Genomic DNA, 25,855 nt, shown 5'->3' on the forward strand with positions numbered 1-25,855 from the left:
CGGCCCGGGTGTCCACGAGTGATGAAGAGGGGGAGCGACAGGTACCGGGATTCGTGGCCCGTGCGCTCGGCGCGTTCCAGGCGCTGCGACCTGAGACGAAGTCGGACACGATTGCGGACGACGGGAACGACATCCCTGCGATGCTCGGTGAGTTGGGTGGCTCCCTACTCGCTTCGTCGCAGGCGACGAGCGACGTGGAAGCAACACTCAATCATCTCGCCGCCCGCTACGAACGACCCGACCTGCGCATATTCGTCCTGCCGACCCTCATCCTGATAGAGGATCCGCATTCGGCGCCGGCGCAGACCGTCATCTTCCCAGCGGACCAGAATGCCCTCCGCCTCGACCAAGCGGGAGCGGTTGAGCGACTCGTTCGACGGGCGTTCACACAGACCACTCCGCCGGACGTCGTCGTTGCCGGGCTCGGCAGGATTCGGTCGCAGCCTGCTCGGTTCGGCCCCGTGCTCACCGTTGTCGGATACACGTTGCTGACCCTCGGGTTCGGGATGGTGCTGAACCCCACGGTCACGGCACTCCCCGTGTACCTCGTGCTGGGGGCAATCGTGGGCACCATCGTGCTCGTCGGCAACCGAATCGCCACTCTCTCGCTGATCCTCCCCGTCGTGACGGCCTTCACCGTGACTCTTCTCATCTCGGTTCTCGTTCGCCCGCTCGTGCACGACGACGTCCTGCGTCTCGTCGCCCCGTCTCTTGTGTCGTTCTTGCCCGGTCTCACCTTGACCATCGCGGCCGTCGAACTGACCTCTGGCCAGGTCATGGCCGGGGCGAGCCGTCTCGTGTACGGGATCGCGAGGCTCGGCCTGCTCACCTTCGGGGTATTCGCCGGCATCACGGTCGCCGGCGCTCCGCCCGCCCCTGCCACCGCGCCCACGCAGCTCGGCGCGTGGGCACCGTGGATCGGCATCGTCCTCGTGAGCTTCGGTTACTACCTGTACTCGGCGGCGCCTCGGCGCTCGCTCATCTGGATCCTCTACGCGCTCGTCGTCGCGTATTCGGCACAACTGCTGGGCAATCTGCTCGTGGGAGCGGAGCTGTCCGGCCTCATCGGGGCGCTCATCGTGATCCCCGCCGTCACCCTCGCCGGGCGCCTCAGGGCCGCCCCGTCGACGGCGATCATGCTCACGTGCGCGTATTGGCTCCTTGTTCCGGGTGCCATGGGATTCATCGGGTTGAGCGAAGCGGCGGCAGGTACCGCCGGAGCCACGAGCACGATCCTTCGGACTTTCGGCTCGCTCACGGCGATCGCCATCGGAATGGTACTCGGGGCTGGTATGAGCCGCGATGTCATGGCCGTCAGCCGCGGTTGGCGACGAGCAGAACACAGCGAACGGAGCGACGGATGACGGTCGATCACGGTCAGCGGACCGTCTGGGCGGGGCTAGCCCGACCTTTCGCCACAGGTGTGACTGTCACGTTGGGCGGGCTGGCCGCGATCGGCCTCGGAATCGCCTTCTCGAACCTCTCGACGGTGCTCATCTCGATCACCTTCGCCCTCTTCGCGGCGTTGGGCCTCGATCCGGTCGTGCGGAACCTGGAGAGGCGCGGCATCACGCGAGGGTGGGCGATCACGACGATCTTCACCGGGCTCTTGGTCGTGCTGATCGGCGTGCTGTTACTCGTGCTCCCCACCCTGATCGGTCAGATCACGCACTTCGTGACCGACATCCCGAGGCTGATCACCGGATTTCTGCACTCGAGCACCTATGCGTGGATGGAGAGGACCTTCGGAGCAGATGTGGGCAGCCTCATCTCGGAGATCGAGGCCTACCTCATCCATCCGCATCGGGTGGCTACGATCGGTCGCGGCGTGCTGCACGCGGGCAATACCGTCTTCGCGACCGCATCGGGACTGGTCATCGTGCTCGTGCTGAGTCTCTACTTCCTGGCGTCGCTCTCGGCGATCAAGACCGGGTTCATTCGGCTTCTTCCCGCGCGCTCGCGAGCGGGAGCGGCAGCTCTCACGGAGCAGATCACGGGTTCCGTGGGCGGCTATCTCGGGGGGATGGTCGTGCTCGCGTTCTGCAACTCGATCGTGGCATTCGTCCTGCATGTTTCGCTGAGACTGCCTTTCCCGATGTTGATGGCGGTCGTCGCGTTCTGCATCACGCTGATCCCCCTCGTCGGGTCGGTGCTCTATTGGGGGCTCGCCACCGTGATCGCACTGTTCACAGGCCCGGTCGCAGCGCTCGTCTTCGCAATCGTGTACCTCGTGTACATGCAGATCGAAGCCTACGTACTCACGCCGCGCGTGATGAGTCGGGTCATCTCGGTGCCCGGGGCGCTCGTCGTGATCGGGGCGATCGTCGGCGGGACGCTTCTCGGGCTCTTGGGAGCACTCATCGCCATCCCTGTGACCGCGTCGCTTCTTCTCATCGCCAAACAGGTGTTCATTCCCCAACAGGACGCCAAGGTCTGAGTCTCGCGATCAACGCCGTCCACCATCGCGGGCGAACGGTCCAGCTTGCGGCCATAGGACCGCGAGCTGGACCGTGACCGTCCGAAGTCGAACGTCGAAACTCCGACGAATTCGCCTATGGGCGACGCCTGCCGAAGGTGAAGGCCCGCGCGATGTTCATGACGCCGAGCACGATGAGCGCGATTCCCAGCAGCCACCACAAGATCTGCGCACCCCAGAACGGCGAGAAGAGGATCGCGATACCGGCGATGACGCTGACGATGGCGAAGAAGATCGTCCATGCCTTGGAGGAGGCATCCCCCAGCGCCGTCATGGCGACGACACCTTCGACGATCCACACGATGCCGACGAGAATGCCGAGGAACACGGCGAGCCACATGGTCGTCTGAGCGAGGTTCATGAATGCGACGATCCCCGCGATGATGTACACGACACCGAGCACGATATGGCCGACGCGGGCCCATCCACCCTTGTGCTGCGAAAAGATGCCGAGTCCTGCATAGACGAGTCCGGCGATGATCGCGTAGATCGCGATGATCGCCGTGACCACGATCGCTGTCTTGTTCGGCCACGCGAGAATCAGAACGCCGACGATGAGCGCGAGCACGCCGCCGATTCCTAGGGCTACGCGGATTCCGTTGGCGACCGGTGTCTGGGTTGCTGATGTCGTTGTCATTCGGGGATGTCCTCTCTCAAACCGGCACGCACGCAGCTTGACCAGCCGCGTGTCGGATGGGCGGCTGGGATCAGGATGACGGTTCACGCACGCTCCATACCTGACTCACGGACGAAGTTCACCCGAGCCATCACCCGCGACGTCAACCTCGATCCCTCCTCGCGAGCGATCAGGTGCGTCGGCGGAGCGTCAGCCGGTCGGGCTCACGCGCTCACCTCCGACACCAGCAGGTTCATCCGGGTGGCAATTCTCAGCGCGTCCCCACGCGTGGAGCAATCGAGCTTGCGGTAGAGCGAACGCAATTGCGATTTGATCGTGTTCGGCGACACGTGAAATGTCGACGCCATGGCAGCGGTCGAATGGTGATCGAGGAGAGCGTTCAGCACACGAAGCTCGCCGGCGGTCAGGACGGGCCGCTCATCCATCTCGAAGTGGGCAAGTCCACCCACAGCGACATCGAACTCCGCAACGGCCTCCGCGGAGAGACGATCCCGGACGCGATCGACAAGCTGTCGCGGCATGATCGTGACCAGCCTTCGGATCTCCGGCCTCCGGACGACACGGTGGATCTGAACAGCCGTCTCACGGTCGAGATCGTCAATGCGGGCCAGTTCGAGCCAACCGGACAGGAGTACGCACTCGGCGCGCTGGGCCGGCCCCAGTGCCTGATCACGGGCGAGCAGCCCGAGGTGGCTTGCTGCGTTGTCCAACTTGCCGTCACGGAGCGACAACCGGACCGTGGCGAGCCTGGTCAGCACGCCGGCATCGGAGAATTCCTCGGCAACGCGTCGCGCGGAAGCAAGATCGCCCGTCTCCACCATCGCCGTGATCGAGGAGGCTCCGACGACGTCGAACGCGAAGGATCCCTCGTGAACCGGATGCGAGTCGCGTGCCAGCCGAATCGTCTCGAGTGCGTCCTCGGGCTGCTGGCGGGAGAGGAGGGCACGTGTGCGAACCAGCAGCACGAACGGCCACGTCAGATCGAGGGAGTCATACGGCGCCAGCTCCCCCAGCGCCTCATCGAGGTTCTCGGCCATCCGATCGACTGCGATGAAGGCTGCTGCAGTGTGTTCCGTGCTGATGCTCGCGGACACGTGCGCCGGCGTCGGAGGAGGAAGGGCGCGAGCCTCGGCCAATGTCCGCTCGGCGTCGCCCATCGCGCCGCGCAAGGCATGCGCAAGGGCAACACGGCCCAAGACGACGCGCTCCGCGTCGGCCTGGGCCGACAACTTGCCGAGTTGACGTGCTGTGGCAAGCTCGAGGAGCGCGCGGCGCGAGTCGCCCGCAGCGAGGAATGTCGCTCCGATCTGGTGGTGGAAGTACCACAGCGGGCCATCGAGCCGGTCGCGCGACTCGATGCGAACGTTGCGTATGCGGTCTTCGAGTCGCTTCGCGTAGAGCAACGCGGCCTCGATGTCTCCGCTGGTGCGGAAGGCGATCATCTGCGTGAGGATGACGAAGTCGACCTCTTCTGGTCGCATCGAGCGCGCGTGCTCCGTGTACATCGCCGGCTTGAAGGAACGCGTTGTGCGCGCCAGCACTGCTGTCATCGGATGCATGAGCCGCAGCACCGGGTAGTGCTCGAGGACAGAGGACGGAAGGAGTGCGATCGCCGAGATGACCTGCTCGGTGTGCGACATCAGAAGCGGCCAGATGTTGAACATGGCGACGCGAGCGATCGTGTCCGAGTCTCCCGACTCCACGGCGCGCCTGAGGTCGTCCTTCGCCTTGTCCGGATCGTTGAGATTCACGCTCGTCGCCTCCGAACATCACCTCGAGACGTGAGTCGCCGCCCGAGCTGTTCGACGGCGTGCGTGGCGCCGTCACGGTGCGTACGGTGTGTCGTGGTTCGAAACGTGTAGCGATTCATGATTCTGTTTCCGGTTCCCCCCGGCGCGGTTCGCGACTCGAACCGCGTCTTGCAGCGTCGAGGTCTTCACCCCTCGCTACACCTCCTGTTTAGTGCAGTTCGTCACTAAATCGAAAAACTGTGATTCGACATCACCCTCCGTGTAGTCCTTCCATCACCCTTCGAAGCGAAACGGCGTGGGTCGGGTGTGCCGATCCGGCTCTGCACGCGGACTCCGCCGCTGGAATGCCGCGATGAGTTCACGCGTGTAGGCGTGCGTGGCATCGGTGAAGAGCGCCTCGGTCGACACGGTCTCCAGGATGCGACCACGCTGCATCACAGCGACGCGATGAGCCAGTTGCCGCACCACGGAGAGATCGTGCGAAATGAAGAGGTAGGACACCCCCGTACGTTCCTGCAACTCGATGAGCAGGTCGAGGATGCTCGATTGCGCACTGGGGTCCAACCCCGAGGTGGGCTCGTCACAGACGACGATCGGCGAGAAGCCGGCGAAAGCGCGCGCGATCGCGACCCGCTGGCGTTGGCCGCCCGACAGCTCGAACGGCACCCGGTCGAGGACGTCGAAGGGCAGCCCGGTGCGATCGACGAGTTGCTCCGGAGTTGTGTCGCCCTGCAGCAGCTGGATGGCACGGTGCAACGTCCTGCGCACCGTCCGCCGGGGGTTGAGGGAGCCCTCGGGGTTCTGGAAGACGACCTGGACCGGCCGCGGCGATGGCGGTGCATCTATCGCAATCGCCCCCTCGTACGACGTCAGGCCGGCGACCACTCGCCCGAGCGTCGTCTTACCGCTTCCCGTCTCTCCGATGATGCCCAGCGTTTCGCCCCGTCCGAGCCGCAGATGGATGTCGTCAAGTGCGGTGTGCGATCCGTAGCGCTTGTTGAGGCCGGAGGCGACCAGAATGGGCGGCGAACCCGGATGCCTCCACGAGCCCATGACCCCGTCCATCGTCGGGATGTCGGCAACGAGCGTCCGCGTGCGGGCATGTGAGGGTTCGCGGATGAACCGAGCGGACGCCGTGGTCTCCAGCAGGTGACCGTTCTCAAGCACACCCACGCGATCGCAGTGCGAAGCGACGATCGGAAGGTCATGGCTGATGATCAGGCTAGCGAAACCGAGTTCAGCCTGAAGCCGACCGATCAACGCCAGGACGTCGGCCTGCACGATGCTGTCCAACCCCGTTGTGGGTTCGTCGAGAATGAGCAGGCGGGGCTTCGCGGCGAGCGCCATCGCGATCACGACGCGTTGCTGCTGCCCGCCGGAGAGCTCGTGCGGGTACCGGCGCGCCAGTTCCTCGGGGTCGTCCAGGCCGACTTCGGCGAGTGATCCCACCGCAGACAGGTGGGACCGCCTGCGACCCTCGCCGCGCAGGCGGTGCGATTCGGAGACTTGCGCTCCGATCGTGGACGTCGGGTTGAGCGCACCGGCCGGTTCCTGATAGACGACTCCGATGTCGTGGCGGCGGTACCGGCGCAGCGCATCGCGGTCGAGGGCGACGAGGTCGTGTCCCGCAACCTCGAGACGTCGAGCGTGCATCTCCGCGCCTCGTGGGAGATAGCGCGTCAACGCGAGCGCGATGCTGCTCTTGCCTGAACCGGATGCGCCGACGAGCCCGAATGCCTCGCCCTCTTCGATCTCGAAGTCGAGGTCATGGACGGCTCGGTGAAGCTGCCCGTGGACCAGATGGTCGATGCACAGACCTCGAACCTTGACGACGGCACTCATCGGCGAAGAACCTCTTTGAGGTTGTCGCCGATCAGAGTAATCGAAACGACCAATGACGCGATGGCGAGAGCGGGGAAGGCGAGCGTCCACCATGCGCCCTGCAAGTAGGCCCGATTCTCATTGACCGCCAGTCCCCAATCGGGCGATGGCGGTGCTGCGGCGAGCCCGAGGAAGGACAGGGACGCGGCGACGAACACCGCGGCGGCGACGGTGACAGTCGCCTGCACGAGCGCTTGCGGCCAGACATTGGGGAGAAGTTCTGTCAGGAGGATCCGGCCGCTGCCTTCGCCCTGCGACCTGGCGGCGGGCACGTAGTCCTTCCCCATGTCCACGAGGACTGCGGCACGCACCACCCTGGCGATTCCCGGCGCGAAGAGCACCCCGATCGCGAAAGCGAGCACGGCGGGGCTGCTGCCGAATGCGCCGACGATGATGAGCAGGAAGAGGACGGCGGGCAACGCGACGAACACATCGAACACCCGCATGAGGAGCTGATCGACCCAGCCGCGATGAAAGCCCGCAACGAGGCCGAGGGAGGTTCCGAGTACCGTCGCCAGTGCCGTTCCCAACGGACCGATCAGGAGTGCGGATTCGGCGCCGGCAAGCACGCGAGCGAAGACATCCCGACCGATGCGATCGGTACCGAACCAGTGCTCGGCGCTCGGCGGAGCAAGCCGCGCTCCGGTATTGATGAACGGATCGATGTCGAGCCAGCGCCAGCCGATCGCGACGGCCATCCACCATACGACGATGATCGCGCTGAGGGTGAAAGTGGGTCGCGTCAACAGTGCCGGCCACGCCCCCCGCAGGCGAGGGTGTGCGAAATCCTCCTCGCCGCCCTGGCTGGCGCCCCCACTCTCAGCCGGCGAGGAGTCGAAGGACATCAGCGCTGCCCCGTGAAGCGCACGCGGGGATCGATGAGGGTGAAGGCCACGTCGGCCATCAGCAATGCGAGCAACGAGATGAGTCCGGTGATCATCACCCCGGCGGCTAGGACGAAGGTGTCCTTCCTCTGCGTGGCAGTGACCAGCAGCTCTCCCAGACCGGGATAGCCGAACAGGGTTTCCACGACCGCGCTTCCGCCGAGGAACGCTCCGAGGTAGATACCCAGGAGCGCAACTGTCGGCACGAGGGCATTGCGTGCAACGTGACGACGGAAGAGCATTCCACCGTGGACGCCCTTGATCACGGCGGTCCGGTAGAACTGCGATCGTGTCGCCTCGATGACACCCGCGCGGGTCGTGCGCGCGAGAACGGAAAGCGATCCCAGAGCCAGGGTGATCGCCGGCAGCGTCATCGCCCGCAGCTGCGGCAGGAATCCCGCCCCGACCCCGTCGCTCGATTGAACCGGCAGAACGGGGAACACGACGGCGAAGGTGAGGAGCAGTATCACTCCCACGACGAACTCCGGCACGGCGGCCAGCGCCATCAGCGCGACGGTGAAGCTCCGATCTCCACGTGAACCTTCCTTGCGTGCTTGGAGCACGCCGACCCCTATCGCCAGCGGCACGAGGATTGCGAACGCGAACAACCCCAGCATGACTGAGTTCGCGAGCCGGCCGAGTACGAGGTCGAAGACCGGGACCCCGTAGACGACACTCGCCCCCCACTGCCCGGCAAGCAGTCCGAAGAACCACGAGGCGTATCGATCGATGGGGGCGCCATCAAGCCCATGGGCAGCGTTCCACGCGAGGACCTGATCGGCGGTGGCATAGGGCCCGAGCGCATTGCGACCCGGGTCCCCCGGAACGACCTGGATCAGCACGAAGACGAGGACCGAGACGACCAGCATGACCAACGGGATCTGCACGGCCCTCTGCACGATCATCCTCATGGATCGGCGGTGTCGCGCCGGCAGTCTCGTGGGTCGCGGCGCCGGGACGACGCCGTCAGCGATATTCGGCCGTCCGGACGTGGGCGTCACTTCGCGATCGAGATTCCCGCGAAGTTGTATCCGGTGTAGAAGTCGAGCGCCCCGACGAACTCGCCGACGACGCGCTTGTTCTGGAGCGCGCGCGACTTCGAATATGCGGGAACGATGATGGGGACATCCGTCCACTGGATCTCCGCGATCTGGCTGGCGAGGTCTTGACGCTCCTCAGGGTCCGTCGTCGCGTCGAAGTGTCTTGTCAGCTCCTCGATCGCATCGTTCGCGTAGTGCGAGGCATTCCAGGTCGCTCCCGTCGCGTAGATCAGGGAGACGTACTGGGATGGCGCCCGCTTCGCCCAACTTGTCGCTGTGACGGGTGCATTCAGCCAGGGCGAGCTGTCGCCGCCGGCATAGTACTGCTCCGTACTCATCACCTCGAGCTCGACCTCGAACCCCGGCACTGCGTTGAGCTGCTGCTGGAGCACCTCGCCGAACAGTGGATAGGCGGTGGTGATGGTGAACGTCAGTGTCCGGCCCGCGAGCAGGCTCGAGACCTTGGCGAGATCCTGATCACGTTGAGCGAGGCCCGTCGGTTGAGGACTGTAGTCGGGGAAGAACGTCGTGTCGTTGCCCAGGTCGGCATTGCCCTCATACACGGCCTCGATCAAGCTCTGGCGGTCGATCGCCCACGCGAGTGCCTCGCGTGCCGCGAGGTCGTCGAATGGCGCCGCCGTCACATCCAGGACGATCCCATCGAATCTGTTGTATCCGGAGGAGATCGAGTCGTACTTCGCCACATCGACGGCGGATGCGGCCTCCACAGTCAGCCCCACACGGTCGATCTCACCTGCTTGAAATGCCAGGACCTGAGCCTGCATGTCACCGTAGATCTTCAGCTCGACCCCATCGATATTGATTCGGTCGGCATTCCAGTAGTCCGGATTCTTCAGGTAGGTCGCACCCACGCCAATGGTGTAGTCCTCGAGGAGAAACTGACCTGCCCCGACCGGGTTCTCCAGCCATGTTCCCGGCTCATAGTCCGCGGGGAGAATTCCGGTGTTGGTGCCGGTGAGCATCATCGGGAAGTCCGAGAACGGTCGAATCAGGGCGAACTCGACCGTGTCGTCCCCATCGGCAACAACGGAATCGAGGATGCCGAAGAATGCGCTTCGACCCGGAGAGAGGCTGTCCTCGGCGGTGATCGCTTCGAATGTGGCGACGACGTCGGCAGAGGTCAGCGGTGAGCCGTCGTTGAAACGCACTCCCGGACGAAGCTCGACGGTCCATACGAGCCCATCGTCCGAAGCGGACCAGTCCGTAGCGAGTCGAGGGTTCAATTCGCCCCTCGCGTCGAGGCTCACGAGCGGTTCCGTCACGAGACCTGTGATGGCGAGCGCGTTCTGATCGGCCTCCGTCAGCGGGTCGATCTCGCTCCCCGGGTCGGTGATGGGGAGGCGGTAGACGGCCGCTCGAGGTTGAGCTGTCGCGGTGTCTCCTTGCTCGCCTCCTGCGCACGCTGCGAGACCGACCGCAAGCACGCCGACGGCGAGTGCCGCCAGAGTCGCGCGCATCGCACTGTGGTGGTGAAGGCTGGACATAGCTTCCTCTCGATCAGTCCCCAAGCGCAACGGATGAGGCCATTCTGGCGTACGACAAGTACGGCCCGTTCGAGGCATCCGTTCAGCCCGCGCCTCCGACCACACCGCTCAGAGCCACGTCCGCGCCACATTGCCTGAGCCGCACCTCGCCGTTTGTACCAATGGACCCGGCCCTCGGCCGCGAACTCGACGGGTGATGGTCCGGGTGATGCCGTTGATGAAATCAGCCGTCCGGCATTCAACGCCGACCTGCGTCTCCGTACTCTGGGGCGCACGTCGAAGCACACGCGTCGGTGCCATGTCCGGTGCGGTTCGAGTCCGACGGGGATGGAAGGACGATGAACGACAGCAGTCGCAGCTATGGAGATCTTGCGCCGCGGAAACCTCGCGACGTTTGATCGGAGGTTTTGGCCGGATCGGGTTCGATCGTGTCGTCGCCGCGGCGTCGAGCTTCCGTGCACCCGTCGCACTGTCCCCAGGCCACAGGAATCGCCACGCAGCGGATGGCCTCACCCCCTAGACCCACCATGTTCGGCATCGCGCCGGCGCCGAAGAACACCAGCTAAGAAGGGATGTGCAATAGCCATGTGCACACGAGTTGTATGGGCGGACGCCAACGGATCAGTCATCGTTGGCAGGAACATGGATTTCCACATGGATCTCCTCTCCAACCTCTGGAAGTACCCGCGCGGTATCGAGCGCACCGACGGAGTGCACGGAAACCTCCAGTGGCGTTCGAAGTACGGAAGCATCGTGGCCACCGCGTTCGACCTCATCGCCACGGACGGAATGAACGAGGAGGGCTTCGCCGGGCACATCCTGTGGCTCGCCGAGTCCAACTACGGCAAGCCTGAAGCCTCGGCAACCCAGCTGAGCCAAGCCGTGTGGCTGCAGTACTACCTGGACAACTTCGCCACGGTTGCGGAAGCGGTCGAGTGGACCAACCAGTCGCAGGTCGAGATCGCGCAGCTGTTCGACCCGACCGGTCACCTGGTGCCGACCTTGCATCTGGCGATCAACGATCCGACGGGCGACTCTGCGATCATCGAATACACCGACGGCAAGCCCAAGGTCTACCACAGCCGTGACTACAAGGTCATGACCAATTCGCCGACCTACGACAAGCAGCTTGACCTCGTCAAGGTCTACCAGGGTCTCGGTGGCGACCAGCCATTGCCGGGTTCAACTCTGGCCAGCGATCGTTTTGCCCGCGCGCTCTTTTATGTCGAGCACCAGGTCCAGCCCCAGACACAGGTCGATGCGATCGCGGCCATGTTCAGCATCATTCGCAACGCGGCGCAGCCGTTCCGCACGCCGGAGCCGGGCAAGCCAGATGCGTCGCAAACGATCTGGCAGGTGGTGCTCGACCTCACGAACAAGCGTTACGTTTTCGAATCGACGACACGCCCCGGGATGGTCTGGGTTGATTTCGACGAAGTCAGCTTCACCGAGGGGACCAAGAGTCTGAGGCTCGACCTCGTCAGCCGGCTTGCGCTCGAAGGCGGCCTGGCAGGCGACGTGAGCCACAAGTTCACCGACGTCGGCGAGCTCGCGAGCGACGCACTGGCTACGGGAGTGAAGGCACTCGAGTTCGTAGCCAACAAGCAGGACGAGTTCGAAGAGATCAAGAAGGCGGTTCAGTCCTTGGTTGGCAGCAAGAAGTAGAGGAATGCGAGAGCGGGCTGCCGGCCTTGAGCGCCCGCTCTCGCTCCCAGCCCCGGTGTCCGCACCGCGCGAACGCGCTCGGCGGCGTAGGGCACACCAAGATGACCGCTCCAGTCATCCGTGACCGTGGAAGGACGCGAGGTGCAGGCGCTGCAGGCGCGCGAAGACATCACGCCGGTGAGAGTCGTCCTCGCCTTCGCACGAGGAATACTCCTCCCCCGTCGCGCACACGTGCTCGCGGAGTTCGTGCGCGAGCTTCACGGCTGAAATCCCCGGACGCAGTCTCCACGGAGTTGCATGGTCGCCGCGTCGCTCCTCGCTCCCGGTTTCCGCTAGATGCCCTGAGCGAGGCGGTAGTAGGCCTGGTTCCACCGCAACTCGCGCTGGAACCCCCGCACCGTGGTCTCTTCGTCGATGACGACGAGCTCGGTCTTCGAGATCTCAGCGAAATCGCGGAACACATCGAGGCCGACCGCGGTGGTCATGACGGTGTGGTGCGCAGCGCCGGCCGCAAGCCAGCAGGCGGTCGAGGTAGCGAAGTCGGGGGCGGGCTTCCAGACGGCGCGTCCGATGGGAAGCTTGGGCAGATCGGGCGCGTCGACGTTGGTCACGACGTTCGCAACCAATCGGAACCGGTCGCGCATGTCGCTCATCGCAACGACCACGGCTGGACCGGGATCGGCAGTGAAGACGAGACGTACAGGGTCGTCCTTCCCGCCGATGCCGAGCGCGTGCACCTCCAGGCGAGGCCTCGTCGTGGTGAGCGACGGCGACACCTCGAGCATGTGCGCCCCCAGGATGCGCTCGGAGCCGGGAACGAGGTCGTAGGTGTAGTCCTCCATGAGGCTCGCGCCGCCTGGAAGGCCCGCGCCCATCACGTTCGCGACGCGGACCAGGATCGCGGACTTCCAGTCGCCCTCGGCGCCGAAGCCGTAGCCCTCGGCCATCAGTCGTTGCACAGCGAGGCCGGGCAGTTGCTTGAGGGCGCCCAGGTCTTCGAATGATGTGGTGAACGCTCCGAAACCGCCCTCCTCGAGGAATGACCGCAGGCCGAGCTCGATGGCCGCACCGTCGCGCAGCGACTGGTGCCGCTCCGCACCGGGGAGCAGCTCGTCGGCCACGTCGTAGGTCTGCAGGTACTCCGCAACGAGGGCGTCGATATCCGCTTCAGACTGCGCGTCGACCGCGGTCACGAGCTCGTTGACACCCCACGTGTTGACCTGCGCGCCGAAGCGGATCTCGGCCTCGGTCTTGTCACCTTCAGTGACCGCGACGAACCGCATATTGTCGCCGAAGCGCGCGAGCTTCAGGCTGCGCGATGCGGCCCAGCCCGCAGCAGCGCGCTGCCAATCCTCGATCTGTTGCACGACAACCGGGTTCGATGCGTGTCCGACCACTGTCTTGCGGGCGACGCCGAGACGAGTCTGGATGTATCCGAACTCACGGTCGCCGTGTGCGGCCTGATTCAGATTCATGAAGTCGAAATCGATGTCGGCCCACGGCAGCTCCACGTTGGCCTGCGTGTGGAGATGCAGCAGGGGCTTCTGCAGCGCGTCCAGTCCCGCGATCCACATCTTCGCCGGACTGAATGTATGCATCCACGCGATGATGCCGATCACGTCGTCGCGTGAGTTCGCCTCGAGTGCGAGACGGCGGATCGAGTCGGAGTCCTTCAGCACCGGCTTCCACACCACCCCGACGGGCAGTCCTGACAGCCCCTCGACGACCGCCTGCGACTGCTGCGCGACCTGCCGCAGCGTCTCGTCGCCATAGAGACTCTGACTGCCGGTGACGAACCACACCTCATACTGATCGAGCGAGGTGGACAGTGACTGACGGGTCATAGAGAGTTCCTTCTGGGATTTCGATGTTCGTATTCAGAGAGCCTGAATGGCAGTTCTCTCGACCGCGAGGCCGGACTGGTAGCGGGTGAGATAGGCGGCGAAGCCGCGGACATCCTCGGCATCGGGCTCGACGACGACGACGTCCGCGTCCTGGAACGCACGCTCGCGCAAGTAGCCGTCCAGATCGATGTGGCCCGCCTCGAACAGGTACGCGGCCAAGACGGCGATCCCCCACGCGCCGCCCTCGGATGCCGTCTCGGCAACGGCGACGGGCACGTCGAGGGCGCCCGCGAGGAACCGCTGCGCGACACCTACGGTGCGGAACATGCCACCGTGGGCGAACATGGTCTCCAGCGTCACGTCTTCGCCGTCGAGCACCCGCATGCCGAGCGCCAAGGTGCCGAAGACGCCGTACAGCTGGGCGCGCATCACATTCGCGAGGGTGAAGCGACTGTCGGGTGCGCGAACGAAGAGCGGACGACCTTCGTCGAGTCCCACGATCGGCTCGCCCGCGAGGTGGTTGTATGCCAGCAGACCCCCGGCATCCGGTTCCCCATCGAGCGCCTCGCGAAAGAGCACCTCGAACACGTCGTCGTTGCCCAGGTCTCTGCCGGACACCGTCGCGAATCGCGCAAACAGGCCGACCCACGCGGCGAGCTCGCTCGCGCCGTTGTTGCAGTGCACCATCGCAACCGGATCCCCCGCGGGCGTCGTCACGAGGTCGAGTTCGTGATGGGTGTGTGCCAGCGGCCGCTCGAGCACGACCATCGCGAAGATGCTCGTGCCTGCGCTGATGTTGCCGGTGCGCGGTGCGACCGAGCAGGTGGCGACCATGCCGGTGCCGGCGTCGCCCTCTGGCGGACAGAACGGGATGCCTGCCGTCAGCGCGCCCGACGGGTCGAGCAGCGCCGCGCCTTCGGCGGTGAGCTCTCCAGCCGCCTGACCGGCGACGAGGACTTCGGGCAGCAGCTCCGATATCCACAGACCGGGTGCGCGCTCGGCGACGAGCCGGTCGAACTTGTCGAGAAGAGGTCCGTCGAAGTCGTGGGTGCCGGCGTCGATGGGGAACATTCCCGAGGCATCCCCGATACCCAGCACCTTTCGCCCCGTCAGACGCCAGTGCACGTATCCAGCGAGCGTCGTCAAGAAGTGCACATCGGTGATGTGCGGTTCCTCGTCGAGCACGGCTTGGTACAGGTGCGCGACAGACCAGCGCAACGGGATGTTGACCGCGAACAGTTCGGACAGGACCTCGGAGGCTTGTCCCGTCGTGGTGTTGCGCCACGTGCGGAACGGCACCTGGAGTTCGTCGGCGGCGTCGAAGGCGAGGTAGCCGTGCATCATCGCCGACACGCCGATCGCGCCGAACGTCGACGGGGCTACATCGTAGTGTTCGACGACGTGCGCGACGAGGTCGGCGTAGGCGGACTGCACACCAGACCAGACGGCCTCGAGCGAGTAGGTCCAGGTGCCATCCTCGAACCGGTTCTCCCACTCGTGGCTTCCGACGCCGAGCACTCGGGACGGGTCGTCGGCCGAGACCAGGCACGCCTTGATGCGCGTGGAGCCCAGCTCGATCCCCAGCGCGGTACGGCCGTCGACGATCGCCTGGACCGCGGCATCGTGATCCATCACTTCTCCCCGGCGTCCCGGCGCTCGTCTGAGGACTGCCCGTAGACGTTCTGGTAGCGAATGAAGAGGCTGTCGATCGCGTCCTGCGGGATAGGGATGAGTGGACCCGCCTCCCGGGCGTAGTGCACCGTGCGGGCGACGTCCTCGACCATGACGGCGGCCTTGACCGCATCCTTCGCCGAGACGCCGATCGTGAACGGTCCGTGGTTCTGCATCAGCACCGCACGCGAACGGTGACCGCTGAGCGTCTCGACGATGCCCCGGCCGATCGAATCGTCGCCGATGATCGCGAACGGACCGATCGGGACCGGGCCGCCGAACTCGTCGGCCATCGCCGTGAGCACGCACGGGATCTCTTCGCCGCGCGCCGCCCATGCCACCGCGAAGGTGGAGTGCGTGTGCACCACTCCCCCCACCTCGGGCATATTCCGATACACGTATGCGTGAGCCGCGGTGTCACTTGACGGGCTGCGGTCGCTGCCGGGTGAGCCGGGCACGACGTCACCGTCCAGATCGCAGAGGATCATGTTCGCCGGTGCGAGATCCTCGTACGACACTCCCGACGGCTTGATCACGAAGAGGTCCGCGCCCGGTACCCGACCCGAGATGTTGCCCCCGGTCCAGACGACGAGCTCGTACCGCACCAGTTCGCTGTGCAGGGCCGCGACATCTACGCGGACCGCGTCGATCGCTGCCTGGATCTCCGGGGTGAAGTGAGTGGCGTCCGCAGCCATCGTCCTGTCTTTCGGTTCGGTCTGGTCGGGGATTGCGGTCATTTGGGTCGCCTGGCAGTGAGCACGCGCTGCAGCAGGACGAAGACGAGCAGGATGCCGCCCGTGATGATCGTGAGGTACTCCGGCCGGATGGTGCCGTCTTTCGTGATGATCATCCACAGCGACGCGAGCACGAGCGATCCGACCACGGATCCGAGCACATAGCCCGCTCCGCCGGTGAGGAGCGTGCCGCCGATGACGACGGCGGCGATCGCGTCGAGTTCCCATCCGATGCCCGTGACGTTCTGCGCCTTCCCTCCGACCTCCGCGGTGTAGACCACGGCCGCGAGGCCGGCGAGTGCACCGCTGATCACGTAGATCCACACCCGGGTGCGAGCGACGGGAAGACCCATCAGCTGCGCCGAGGACTCGGCGCCGCCGATGCCGTACACGGTGCGGCCCATCCGAGTTCGGTGCAGGAACATGAACGCGGCGATCACCACGATGACCGCGATGAAGAAGCCGGGCGTGAGCACGAGGTCGTTGACCTTCGGACCATCGATGAGTTTGAGGTCCGTTGCGATCAGGAGGATGGGCGCATCCTTCGGGGCTTGGACGGGAACCGTCGAGAGGATCGATGCCAGACCTCGCGCAAGGAACATCATCGCGAGCGTCGCAATGAACGGCTGCACGTTGAAGTACTGGATCATCACACCCGACACGAGTCCGAACAGCGCACCGAAGACGATCATCAGGAGGATCGCCAGCCACCCGTTGACGCCGATGTTCATCAACATGACGCCGGCCACAGAGGTGAAGGCCACGACGGCCCCGACTGATAGGTCGATTCCGCCGGAGAGGATGACCACTGTCATGCCGACGGCGAGGATGATCGTCGGCGCGAAGCTGACGAGCAGGCTCGACATCGTCCCGGCGTGGAAGACCCGGCCGTAGGCGATCTCCGCGTATACGAGCATGACGATCAGCAGCACGACGGCGGCCAGTGTCGGGATCATCGACTGATTGCGCTCCCACAGACGGTGGAAGAGCCCGACCCGGTCGGGACGCTCGACTCCGAGGAGCGGGGCTGAGACTGGCGCGCTCACGCGACGGCCTCCTTTCGGGAACGTTCACGTCCGAGGCCGAGGATGTAGTTCCTCACCCGCTCGGACTGCAGCAGGCACAGCACGATGATGACGACCGCTTTGAAGGCGGGCGTGGCGGCGGCCGACACACCGAGGAAGAGCACCGTCTTGTTGAGCGTTGCGATCAGCAGCGCTCCGATAGTGGAACCGAGGATCGAGAACTTTCCTCCGGCGAGGGAGGTCCCGCCGATGACGACCGCGAGGATCGCGTCGAGCTCCATCTGGTAGCCGGTACCGGACACATCGACGGTCATCACCTCCGACACTGTGAACAGACCGCCCACCGCGGCCAGAACGGCGGACAGCACGTAGACGGTGATCAGGATCGGGCGAGGACGGATGCCGGCGAGTCGGCTTGCCGCTGGATTGATGCCGATCGACTCGATCATCAGTCCCAGCGCCGTCCGCCGCATGATCAGGGAGACGACGACGACGATGGCGATCGCCGCGACGAAGCTGATCGGCAGGCCGAACACCTGCCCGTTGGAGATCTGCTGGAACGGCTGATTGGACGCATTGGTGTTCTGACCGCCGGTGATGACGCGGGCGATACCGCGGGCGGCGAGCATCATCACGAGCGTGCTGATGAACGGCTGGAGTCCCACGACGGCGACGAGCAGACCGTTGACCAGACCGAGCAGCGCTCCGAGGAGCAGAGCGATCCCGATCGCGGTGAACATCGCGCCGACCGAGTTCGGGTCATTGATCGCACGCAGCGTCTCCATCGCCGCCGCGCCGCCCACCGCCATGACCGAGCCGACGGAGAGATCGATTCCTTTCGTGGCGATCACGAATGTCATGCCGAGCGCGATCATGATGATCGGCGCCGACACCCGCAGGATGTCGAGCACGTTGCCGGAGAGCAGACCCGTGGTCGGGTTGACGCCGATCGCCAGGTAGCTCGAGTCCTTCATCACGTTCAGGGTGAGCAAGAGTGCGATGCCCACCAGGCCCCAGAACCACGAGGTGCGGACGAGCGTTTTCAGGAAGGACGTCATGAGTTTTCTCCTCCGGCGAGCGCCTCGGCCTGAATCACTGCCTGCTCCTCCGACTCGGCGGCGATGATCGACACAATCCGCTCAGCTGTCACGTCAGGTCCGTTCACGATCTCGCCGACCTTCTCGTGATCCTTGAGGATCACGATCCGCTCGGAGAGCCGCACGACCTCCTCGAGCTCTGACGAGATGAACACGACGCTCATGCCCGCTTCGGCGAGTTCGGCGACGGCCTCCTGAATGTCTGCTTTGGCCCCCACATCGATGCCGCGGGTGGGTTCGTCGAGCAGCAGCAGGTCGGGCTCGGTCGCGAGCCAGCGGCCCAGCAGAACCTTCTGCTGGTTGCCTCCGGAGAGCAGGCGGATCGGGCGGTCAGGGTCGTTGGGGCGCACGCTGAAGCGCTCCATGTAGGTCTTCACGAGCTGGTCGACCTCACGCGCCGGCACCCGCCGTAGCCATCCGCGTTTGGCCTGCACTGCCAGCATGATGTTCTCGCGTACGCTCAGGTCGCCGATGATGCCGTCCTCTCGGCGGTTCTCGGTCGAGTAGGCGACGTGCTTTCCGAGGCCGGCGACGGGCGTGGTGATGTTCACCTTCTTGCCCTGGATGCGGACGGTGCCGGAGTCGGCGCGGTCCGCGCCGAAGATGAGGCGAGCGAGTTCGGTGCGGCCCGCGCCGAGCAGTCCGGCGAATCCGACGACCTCGCCCTTGTGGATCTCGATGTCCGTGGGTGCCAATGCGCCCTTGCGGCCGATGCCCTCGGCTGCGTAGACGGGGGTCGCGGTGCGATCGCGCACATCGACCTGACGGTTGGAGCCGAGCGCGCGCAGCGCATCCAGGTCCTTGCCGATCATCTTCGAGATGAGCTGGGTGCGATCGAGCTCGCGCTTGAGGTACTCGCCGACGAAGCGGCCGTTGCGCAACACCGTGATGCGGTCGCTGATCGCGTAGACCTGGTCAAGGAAGTGCGAGACGAAGAGGATCGCGACACCCTGATCGCGCAGGCGCCGGATGACGGTGAACAGCACCTCGACCTCTGCGGCGTCCAGGCTCGAGGTCGGCTCATCGAGGATGAGCACTTTGGAGTCCGTGACCATCGCGCGGCTGATCGCCACGAGCTGCTGCAGCGCAAGTGAGATCGAAGACAGTGGGGCACGGGTGTCGAGGTGACCCAGGCCCATGCCCGCGAGGGCGTCCTTGGCCCGGGCATGGGTCTTGCGCCAGTTGATGCCGAGCGCTCCGCGCACCTCGTGACCGAGCATCACGTTCTCGCCGATCGTGAGGTTCGCGCAGAGATTGACCTCCTGGTACACAGTCGAGATGCCGGCGGCCTGCGCGGATGCCGTGCCCGTCAGGCGACGCTTCTCGCCGAAGACCAGGATCGACCCGGAGTCGATCTGGTAGACCCCGGTCAGGGCCTTGATGAGCGTCGACTTGCCTGCGCCGTTCTCACCCATGAGGGTGTGGACTTCGCCGGGCAGGAGTCGGAAGTCGACTTCATCGAGTGCTTTGACACCGGGGAATGTGATCGATACGCCGAGAACCTCGACGATCGGGGGGGATTCGGTCATCGCTGACGAACTTCCTCGAATGGGGCGGATAGCGGTGGGTGGTCGGGGAAGGAACGGGGACCGCCGATCTCGGCGATCCCCGTTCCTGTCAGAGGGTGAGTTTGCTCAGCCTCGGTGGCTCAGAATCCCTGGCCGTCGGCGAGTGCCTTCTCGCCGGCCTCGGCGGAATCGAACGTGGCGCTGTCCACGATGATCACGGACTCGACCTTCTCGCCCGCGAGCGTCTTGTTGACCGCGTCGACGGCGATGTCGCCGAAGAAGGGGTTGTACTGGGCGACGAAGCTCAGCTGCCCCGCGGCCAGTGCTTCGAGCGCACCCGTGGTGCCGTCGATGGTGGCGATCTTGACGTCGGTGCCGGGTACCAGACCTGCCGCGGTGACGGCCTGGGCCGCGCCGATACCCATCTCATCGTTCTGGGCGAAGATGAACTGGATGTCGTTGTTGTTGGCCTTGAGGACCGTCTCGATGACGGACTTGCCCTCGTCCGTCTTCCAATTGGCCGTCTGTGCGCCGACCTTGTTCAGGCTGGCAACGCTGCCGACCTCGGAATCGAAGCCCTCGTTGCGCTCGTTCACCACCGAGAGCCCGGGAACGCCCTCGAGCACGAAGTAGTTCGCGCCCTCGGGGAAGGTCTCGACGGTCCAGGCTCCCACCGACGCGGCGACCTGGAAGTTGTCGGGCGCGATGCGGGTCACGTAGAGGTCTTCACTCGCGTCGACGCCGCGGTCCAGAAGGATGACCGGGATCTCAGCCTCCTGCGCAAGCTTCAGCGAGTCCTCCCAACCCGACGCCTCGGTCGCGGTCAGCAGGATCACATCGACCTCGTCGTTGACGAAGGTCGCGAACGCGTCTAGCTGCGACTTCTGATCGCTCGGGCTGGCGGCCGGAGCGTACTTGAGCTCGAAACCCGCCTCTTCCGTGAATGCGTCCTTGATGGCCTGCTCGTTGGCATTGCGCCAGCCGCCCTCGGGGCCGACCGCCACGAAGCCGACCGTGGTGAGGTCACCATCGGTGCCCGCGCCGCCGTCCGAGCCTGTGTCATCGCCGCCGCCGGCGCAGCCGGTGAGACCCAGCGCCAGAACCCCGGCGCCGACGAAGCCGATCAGGCCCAGCATTCGCTTCTTGTTTGCCATCTCTTCTCCTCCTTGAGACACCCCGGTTTCTACGGTCCGGGGTGGAGTGCGTGTGTCACCGAGTGGGACACTTAAGTGTGCGTGCGGACCAATTGTGCGCGCTAACATTCACGAACGCAAGCTCATGTCGCATATTCGTTACGCCCTCGTTACCGCGAACATCACTGGGAATGAAGACTCCCGGATTCCCGTGTCGAGATCCGTCAGGATCGCGGCCGCGCGGTCGATCCGCGCACTACGAGGCGCGGTTCGATGATGTCGTGCTCGGCGGCCTCATCACCCTCGATTGCGGCGATGATGATCTCCAGCGCGAGGGCGCCGAGCGCCGAGAAGTCCTGTCTCACGGTCGTCAACGGGGGCAGGAAGTGCCGCGCATCGGGGAGGTCGTCAAAGCCGACCACGCTGATGTCATCAGGCACGCTGAGGCCGCGCTCCGACAACCCGTGGACGAGCCCTAGCGCCATCTGGTCGTTGGCGGCGAACACCGCCGTGACCGTGTCGAAGTCGTACGCCGCCCCGAAGGCGTACCCGCAGTCCGAGGTCCAGTCGCCGACTACGGGCGTACCGATCGGAAGCCCCGCGTCGATGAGGGCATCCCGCCAGCCCTGTTCGCGGGCACGCGCGTCGAACCAGTCGAGCGGCCCGGACAGGTGCGCGATCGAGCGGTGCCCCAGTTCGATCAGGTGCATGACCGCCGCCATCGCGCCGGCGCGTTGATCGACCGCCGCGGTGTGCATCTCGGCATCCGACTCAGCCTTGATGACCAGAATCGGAAGGCCCGTGCTTTGCCGGCGCAACAGGTCCAGCGACGAGGCACGCGGCGCGATGACGCACAGTGCATCGACGCCCTGTGTGACCAGCTCCACCACCCCCACATCGATCTGCGACTCCTTATCGTCAGAGATCGAGAATGCGCTGATCGCGTACCCGGCCCCTCGGGCCGCCTCCTCGATGGCCCGAAGAGTGCTGTTCGGCCCCCATTGCACGGGGCTGTCGACGAGCACTCCGATACGCATCGCACGACGCGTGGCAAGGGCCCGGGCGATCGAGCTGCGCGTGTAGTTCATCTCGTCGATCACCTGGAGCACGCGCGCCCGAGTCGACTCGCGGATGTTGGGGTGGCCGTTGAGTACACGCGACACCGTCATGTGCGAAACGCCCGCCTGTTTCGCCACGTCGTAGATGCTCGGCCGCTGCCAGCCGCGCGTCGCCTGTTCAGACATTGCCGATCACCTCGTCAGTTTGCCGCGGCCACCGACACCCGCTCCGTGAGGGAGCTCTTCGAGGACGAAGAATCCGTCACCCGTGCGAGGACCGCTGACCACATAGTAAGGGGCGCGGCCGAGTCGGCATGCACCACGACGGCGCGAAACCTGCACCACCACACGCGGCTCGGCCCGTCCACCCGTCTTGCCGCGGCAAGAGGCTGAACGGGCCGGCCCACGCTCAGTCGCTGCCCGAAGGCCGCTTCCTCACGCTCAGTCGATCTCCACCTCCTGAGAGAGCGCGCGTCGCTTCCTGCGCAGTACCCAGAAGCCGGAACCTAGCGCGAGCAGCAGCGCCCCCAGCCATACGGCGTTGAGGCTCGACGCCCCATTGCCACCAGTGCTCGCAAGCGATCCGTCTCCGTTCGCGTCGCCTGAGCCTGAACCTGGGGCGCTTCCGGATCCACCGCCTGTGGAGCCACCTGAGCCGCCGTCGACGGGTGCCGCAGCGACCACGATCGGCAGCCTTGCCAGCTCTGTGTCGCCGTCGCGCAGCACGATATGATGCGCTCCCGGCTCGATGTCCGCCGGGATCGCCACGGTCTTGTCGATGCGGCCACCCGCGACGGTCGCCGTGGCGAGAGCACGGTACTCGCTGGCGATGCCGATCTCGACCTCAGCCGACGTGACGCCGGTCGCAGTGACCGTGACCGACCCCCCGGCGACCACGTCGGTACGCGACAGCTGCACGGAGAACTCCGCACCTTCGCCGCCGTCGACTGCGGTGAACGCCCAGTTGTCGACATCGACGAGATCTGCCTCCGCGTCCGCCCCTTCGGGACCGGCGAACACGAAGAACACATCGTGCTCACCGGTCGCACCGGTCACGTCCGCTTCAACGGTCGTCCATTCGCCGATGGTGCCGTCGACGGGGATCTCCGCGACAACCTGGCCGTCCACGTTGTCCAGTCGGACCTGGATGCTGCTGCCGGCGACCAACGGCTTGACCGTGGCCGAGACCGCCTTTGCGCCGGAGCCGAAGTCGACGCCGGCGATCCCGGAGAAGTCGCCGTCGTCGATGCCCGACAACACCATGTTGCCGCCGCCGTTGTGTTCCGGGAACTCCGCTGACGCGATATCCGTCTTCGCGGTGCTGACTCCCAGCTGCCAGGCGAGGGTCTCGGCCTCGAAGGCGCGGTACGGATCGAAGCTCTCGACCTGCTCGACACCCGCGCGTGTTCCCGTGACCGGCTTGATGGTGCCGTCGGCATTGAAGTCGAGCTTGTCGATGTGCACCGAACGGTAGCCCTGCGTGGCGCCGGGCGTGCCGAGTGCCGCAGCCCACGCCGCCCCGCGCGTCTGCGCGTGATAGGTGAAGTAGGTTCCGCCCTTGTAGTTGAACATGTCCGAATGGTTGTTGCCGCCGTTGCCGGCGCCGAAGAACGTCCCCTGGTTCTGGAACGCGACTCCCGCGTACTCCGAAGCAGACAGGTCCATCGGGTCCTCGGTCATCATGTAGGCGATGGCGCCGCGTGACGGATGCTGGCCCGGGACCTCGTTCACCTGGAAGTTCGACGAGTACGAGTAGTAGTACTTGTCGCCTCGCTTGAACATGCTCGAAGCCTCGAACATTCCGGGGGCGTCGATCTCGACGGGGTCTCCGTCGAGCGTCACCATGTCGTCCTTCAACTTGGCTACGCGCGTCGACTTGGGATTCTGCGGGCCCTGCTGGTTCGCACCGGTGCCGATCACCGAGTTGCCGCCGAAGTACAGGTAGCCCTGCCCGTCGTCGTCGATGAACACCTCCGGGTCGAACAGCCACATCCCTGCGGGGAACCCGCCAGCGGCGATGTAGTCGCGCGACACCGTGTCGGGAATGATCTTCTTGCCCAGCGGATCGTTCCACGGCCCGAGCGGCGAGCCGCCCACGACAACGGCGGTTCCGGTCCCGCTGTCGCAGAAGTACAGGTAGACCTTGCCGTCCTTCTCGATTGCCGCCGGCGCCCAGGAGTTCCGCGCCCACGGGGCGGCGCCGCCCTCTCGGGCGACCGGCACGGTTCCATGATCGACCCAGTTGACCATGTCACTCGTCGACATCACGTTGAGTCGTGTGATCCCCCCGTAGCCGTTCGACTGCGTGGGAAGACCGTTCGCATCCTTGCTGTTCAGCTCGTACTGCTGCGTGTCGTCCGTCGAATAGATGTAGAGACGACCGTTGTAGACGAGGTGGTGCGGATCAGCGCCGAATTTGTGCCCGACCAGAGGGTTGTGGTCGCCGACCGGCTTGGTCTGCACCTTTTCGAGGCTCGTGAACTCCGGTCCGGCCGGGGCATCCGCGATCTTCACGAGAGAGAGGTCGTCGACACGGAAGTCCTGCAGCGCATTGGCACCCCAAGGCGTTTCCACAAAGAACCAGGACGCTCCGACGTGGCGCGCCTCAGCGGTGAACTCCTGCGAGAACGTCCCCCACTCACCGCGGGTGAAAGTGTGACCGGAGTCGATGCAACCATTGAAGTTCGACGGGCAGAACGTGAAGTTGAACTGTTGGGTGCTGTTGCCCTCGTCGTACTTGAGCTTGCCCGTCATACGGTAGGACGCGCCGAGCTCCATCTTGTCTGCGACGTTGGCGAACGGGCCCGACTGGGTGTTCTCGCGTCCGGTGACTTGCAGGGAGTGCGCTCCGCTCGCGGCATCGTCGGAGAGAGCAAGGTCGCCGCCACGGGTGTTGGTCCACCCAGAGAAGCCCGAAACGAATCGGCCGTCGGGGAACAGGTTTCCCGGAACGGCCGGCGGCTCGACTACGGCGGGCGCGCCATCATCCGTGGTGAGGGAGACGTCGTCGATGACGAACGTCTGCACGTCGGTGTTCCACGGAGTCTCGACGAACATCATGTCGTAGTTCGCGGCGAGCGGTGTGAATGACTTCTGGATGGTGGACCACTGCCCTGCGGTGGCCGTTGTGGAGGCTACAACATCACATTGGCTGCGCGTCGATGTGCAGAGCACGACGTTGAAGAGCTGAGACGCACGGCCGGTATCGAATTTGAGGGAGAGGCTGAGGTCGTAGGACTGATCGGTGTTCAGCAGGCCGGTGACGGTTGCGGTCGGACCGGACTGGAAGGTCGTGCGGCCGCTGATGGCGAGAGCCTGCTGACCCGACTTGGCATCTGCGCTCTCCGACAATGTCCCGCCCAACGGGGCGGTCCATCCGGCGATGCCCGTCTCGAACGTTGTGTTCGTGATGATGCTCACGGGGGCGGCATAGGCCGCCCCCGCCGCACCGATCGCAGTCATCGTTGAGGCGACGAGTGCGACGGTGCCTAGTAACGCGGCAGCGCGTCTGTTGTGGGGTTTCACTTCATTTCTCCTTGCTGATTCAACTCACACGAGGGCGCGCGGAGACAGCGGCATCCTTGCCAGCAGGGGGATGCCGCGGAGTCCTCGACCTCGGGCGAGTGTGTGGACATACGACCGGATGTGCCGGACGCGGTGGATTACCGCGGCGCGAGCATCCGGTCGTCTTGGGGGGTCAAGCGGCGGAGCGGTAAATGCGCCGGGGCAGCACACCGCACGTCAGGTGTGCGCTGTCATCCCCGCGTCCGGCACGTCGAGGTGGGTGGCGTTGCGGAGTCCTCGACGGTGGTCGCGACGACCGCATCGACCTGCCCGCAGTAACCAAACGATCCATTCACTCTCCTCTTTGAGATGCCGCAGACCACGGAGGCCGGCGACCCGGGAATCGCTGCCCCTGATGATCGCCAGTTCCTGGATGTTACCG

19 protein-coding genes are annotated in these 25,855 nt (G+C 65.2%); 4 read left to right on the forward strand and 15 right to left on the reverse strand.

The features are described 5' to 3' along the window. Positions 1-8: 8 nt before the first annotated feature. Together ASD65_RS10850 and ASD65_RS10855 are read left to right on the forward strand one after the other, a co-directional pair. The gene (locus ASD65_RS10850; RefSeq protein ID WP_056222356.1) at positions 9-1,364 is read left to right on the forward strand and encodes a threonine/serine ThrE exporter family protein; all 1,356 of its coding nucleotides are present in this window, start codon (positions 9-11) and stop codon (positions 1,362-1,364) included. Further along, complete coding sequence (locus tag ASD65_RS10855) at positions 1,361-2,437, forward strand: AI-2E family transporter (RefSeq protein ID WP_056222359.1); 1,077 nt, start codon at positions 1,361-1,363, stop codon at positions 2,435-2,437. The genes ASD65_RS10850 and ASD65_RS10855 overlap by 4 nt, the downstream gene beginning before the upstream one ends. A 115-nt stretch (positions 2,438-2,552) precedes the next feature. On the opposite strand, the gene ASD65_RS10860 is transcribed toward ASD65_RS10855, so the two are convergent. The 6 genes from ASD65_RS10860 to ASD65_RS10885 all read right to left on the reverse strand — a co-directional run bounded on the left by ASD65_RS10860 (position 2,553) and on the right by ASD65_RS10885 (position 10,174). Next, the gene (locus ASD65_RS10860) at positions 2,553-3,113 is read right to left on the reverse strand and encodes an HdeD family acid-resistance protein (protein WP_056222362.1); all 561 of its coding nucleotides are present in this window, start codon (positions 3,111-3,113) and stop codon (positions 2,553-2,555) included. Between the two features lie 203 nt (positions 3,114-3,316). Continuing rightward, a complete protein-coding gene (locus ASD65_RS10865) occupies positions 3,317-4,864 on the reverse strand; it encodes a helix-turn-helix transcriptional regulator (protein WP_056222364.1) in 1,548 nt (515 codons plus the stop codon). A gap of 273 nt (positions 4,865-5,137) precedes the next feature. Next, entirely contained in the window at positions 5,138-6,706 is a 1,569-nt protein-coding gene (locus tag ASD65_RS10870) for an ATP-binding cassette domain-containing protein (RefSeq protein ID WP_056222366.1), read from the reverse strand. Continuing rightward, a complete protein-coding gene (locus ASD65_RS10875) occupies positions 6,703-7,491 on the reverse strand; it encodes an ABC transporter permease (RefSeq protein ID WP_235566658.1) in 789 nt (262 codons plus the stop codon). The genes ASD65_RS10870 and ASD65_RS10875 overlap by 4 nt, the downstream gene beginning before the upstream one ends. 98 nt (positions 7,492-7,589) lie before the next feature. Then, positions 7,590-8,534, reverse strand: a complete 945-nt coding sequence (locus ASD65_RS10880; RefSeq protein ID WP_235566660.1) for an ABC transporter permease — start codon at positions 8,532-8,534, stop codon at positions 7,590-7,592. 92 nt (positions 8,535-8,626) lie between these two features. Then, positions 8,627-10,174 carry an ABC transporter substrate-binding protein gene (locus ASD65_RS10885; RefSeq protein ID WP_156378844.1) on the reverse strand — a complete coding sequence of 516 codons (1,548 nt, stop codon included), beginning with the start codon at positions 10,172-10,174 and terminating at the stop codon, positions 8,627-8,629. Between the two features lie 585 nt (positions 10,175-10,759). Between ASD65_RS10885 and ASD65_RS10890 the strand changes: the two genes are divergently transcribed. Further along, a complete protein-coding gene (locus ASD65_RS10890; RefSeq protein ID WP_056222373.1) occupies positions 10,760-11,839 on the forward strand; it encodes a linear amide C-N hydrolase in 1,080 nt (359 codons plus the stop codon). Between the two features lie 120 nt (positions 11,840-11,959). After that, on the forward strand, positions 11,960-12,106 hold the full coding sequence (locus ASD65_RS19030) for a hypothetical protein (RefSeq protein ID WP_156378845.1): 147 nt from the start codon (positions 11,960-11,962) through the stop codon (positions 12,104-12,106). 65 nt (positions 12,107-12,171) lie between these two features. Here ASD65_RS19030 and araA read toward each other — a convergent pair whose 3' ends face one another. The 9 genes from araA to ASD65_RS10935 form a co-directional block, all read right to left on the reverse strand. Continuing rightward, a complete protein-coding gene (gene araA / locus ASD65_RS10895) occupies positions 12,172-13,683 on the reverse strand; it encodes an L-arabinose isomerase (protein WP_056222375.1) in 1,512 nt (503 codons plus the stop codon). A gap of 33 nt (positions 13,684-13,716) precedes the next feature. Beyond that, on the reverse strand, positions 13,717-15,315 hold the full coding sequence (locus tag ASD65_RS10900; protein ID WP_056222378.1) for a xylulokinase: 1,599 nt from the start codon (positions 15,313-15,315) through the stop codon (positions 13,717-13,719). Then, positions 15,315-16,049: an L-ribulose-5-phosphate 4-epimerase gene (locus tag ASD65_RS10905; protein ID WP_056222380.1), complete on the reverse strand. Its 735-nt coding sequence runs from the start codon at positions 16,047-16,049 to the stop codon at positions 15,315-15,317. Before ASD65_RS10905 ends, ASD65_RS10900 begins: the two co-directional genes overlap by 1 nt. A 38-nt stretch (positions 16,050-16,087) precedes the next feature. Then, positions 16,088-17,134 carry an ABC transporter permease gene (locus ASD65_RS10910; protein WP_056222384.1) on the reverse strand — a complete coding sequence of 349 codons (1,047 nt, stop codon included), beginning with the start codon at positions 17,132-17,134 and terminating at the stop codon, positions 16,088-16,090. Continuing rightward, positions 17,131-18,171 (reverse strand): ABC transporter permease, encoded by a 1,041-nt coding sequence (locus ASD65_RS10915; RefSeq protein ID WP_056222387.1) that lies wholly within the window; start codon positions 18,169-18,171, stop codon positions 17,131-17,133. The genes ASD65_RS10910 and ASD65_RS10915 overlap by 4 nt, the downstream gene beginning before the upstream one ends. Beyond that, positions 18,168-19,739 (reverse strand): sugar ABC transporter ATP-binding protein, encoded by a 1,572-nt coding sequence (locus tag ASD65_RS10920; RefSeq protein ID WP_056222389.1) that lies wholly within the window; start codon positions 19,737-19,739, stop codon positions 18,168-18,170. The genes ASD65_RS10915 and ASD65_RS10920 overlap by 4 nt, the downstream gene beginning before the upstream one ends. Positions 19,740-19,858: 119 nt before the next feature. After that, entirely contained in the window at positions 19,859-20,872 is a 1,014-nt protein-coding gene (locus ASD65_RS10925) for a substrate-binding domain-containing protein (RefSeq protein ID WP_056222392.1), read from the reverse strand. 203 nt (positions 20,873-21,075) lie between these two features. Continuing rightward, positions 21,076-22,095, reverse strand: coding sequence for a LacI family DNA-binding transcriptional regulator (locus tag ASD65_RS10930; protein ID WP_056222394.1), 1,020 nt, complete (start codon positions 22,093-22,095; stop codon positions 21,076-21,078). A 255-nt stretch (positions 22,096-22,350) separates the two neighbouring features. After that, on the reverse strand, positions 22,351-25,371 hold the full coding sequence (locus ASD65_RS10935) for a family 43 glycosylhydrolase (protein WP_056222397.1): 3,021 nt from the start codon (positions 25,369-25,371) through the stop codon (positions 22,351-22,353). Positions 25,372-25,855: the final 484 nt, after the last annotated feature.

Origin of the sequence: Microbacterium sp. Root61 (assembly GCF_001427525.1) — a bacterium.
Lineage (GTDB): Bacteria > Actinomycetota > Actinomycetes > Actinomycetales > Microbacteriaceae > Microbacterium.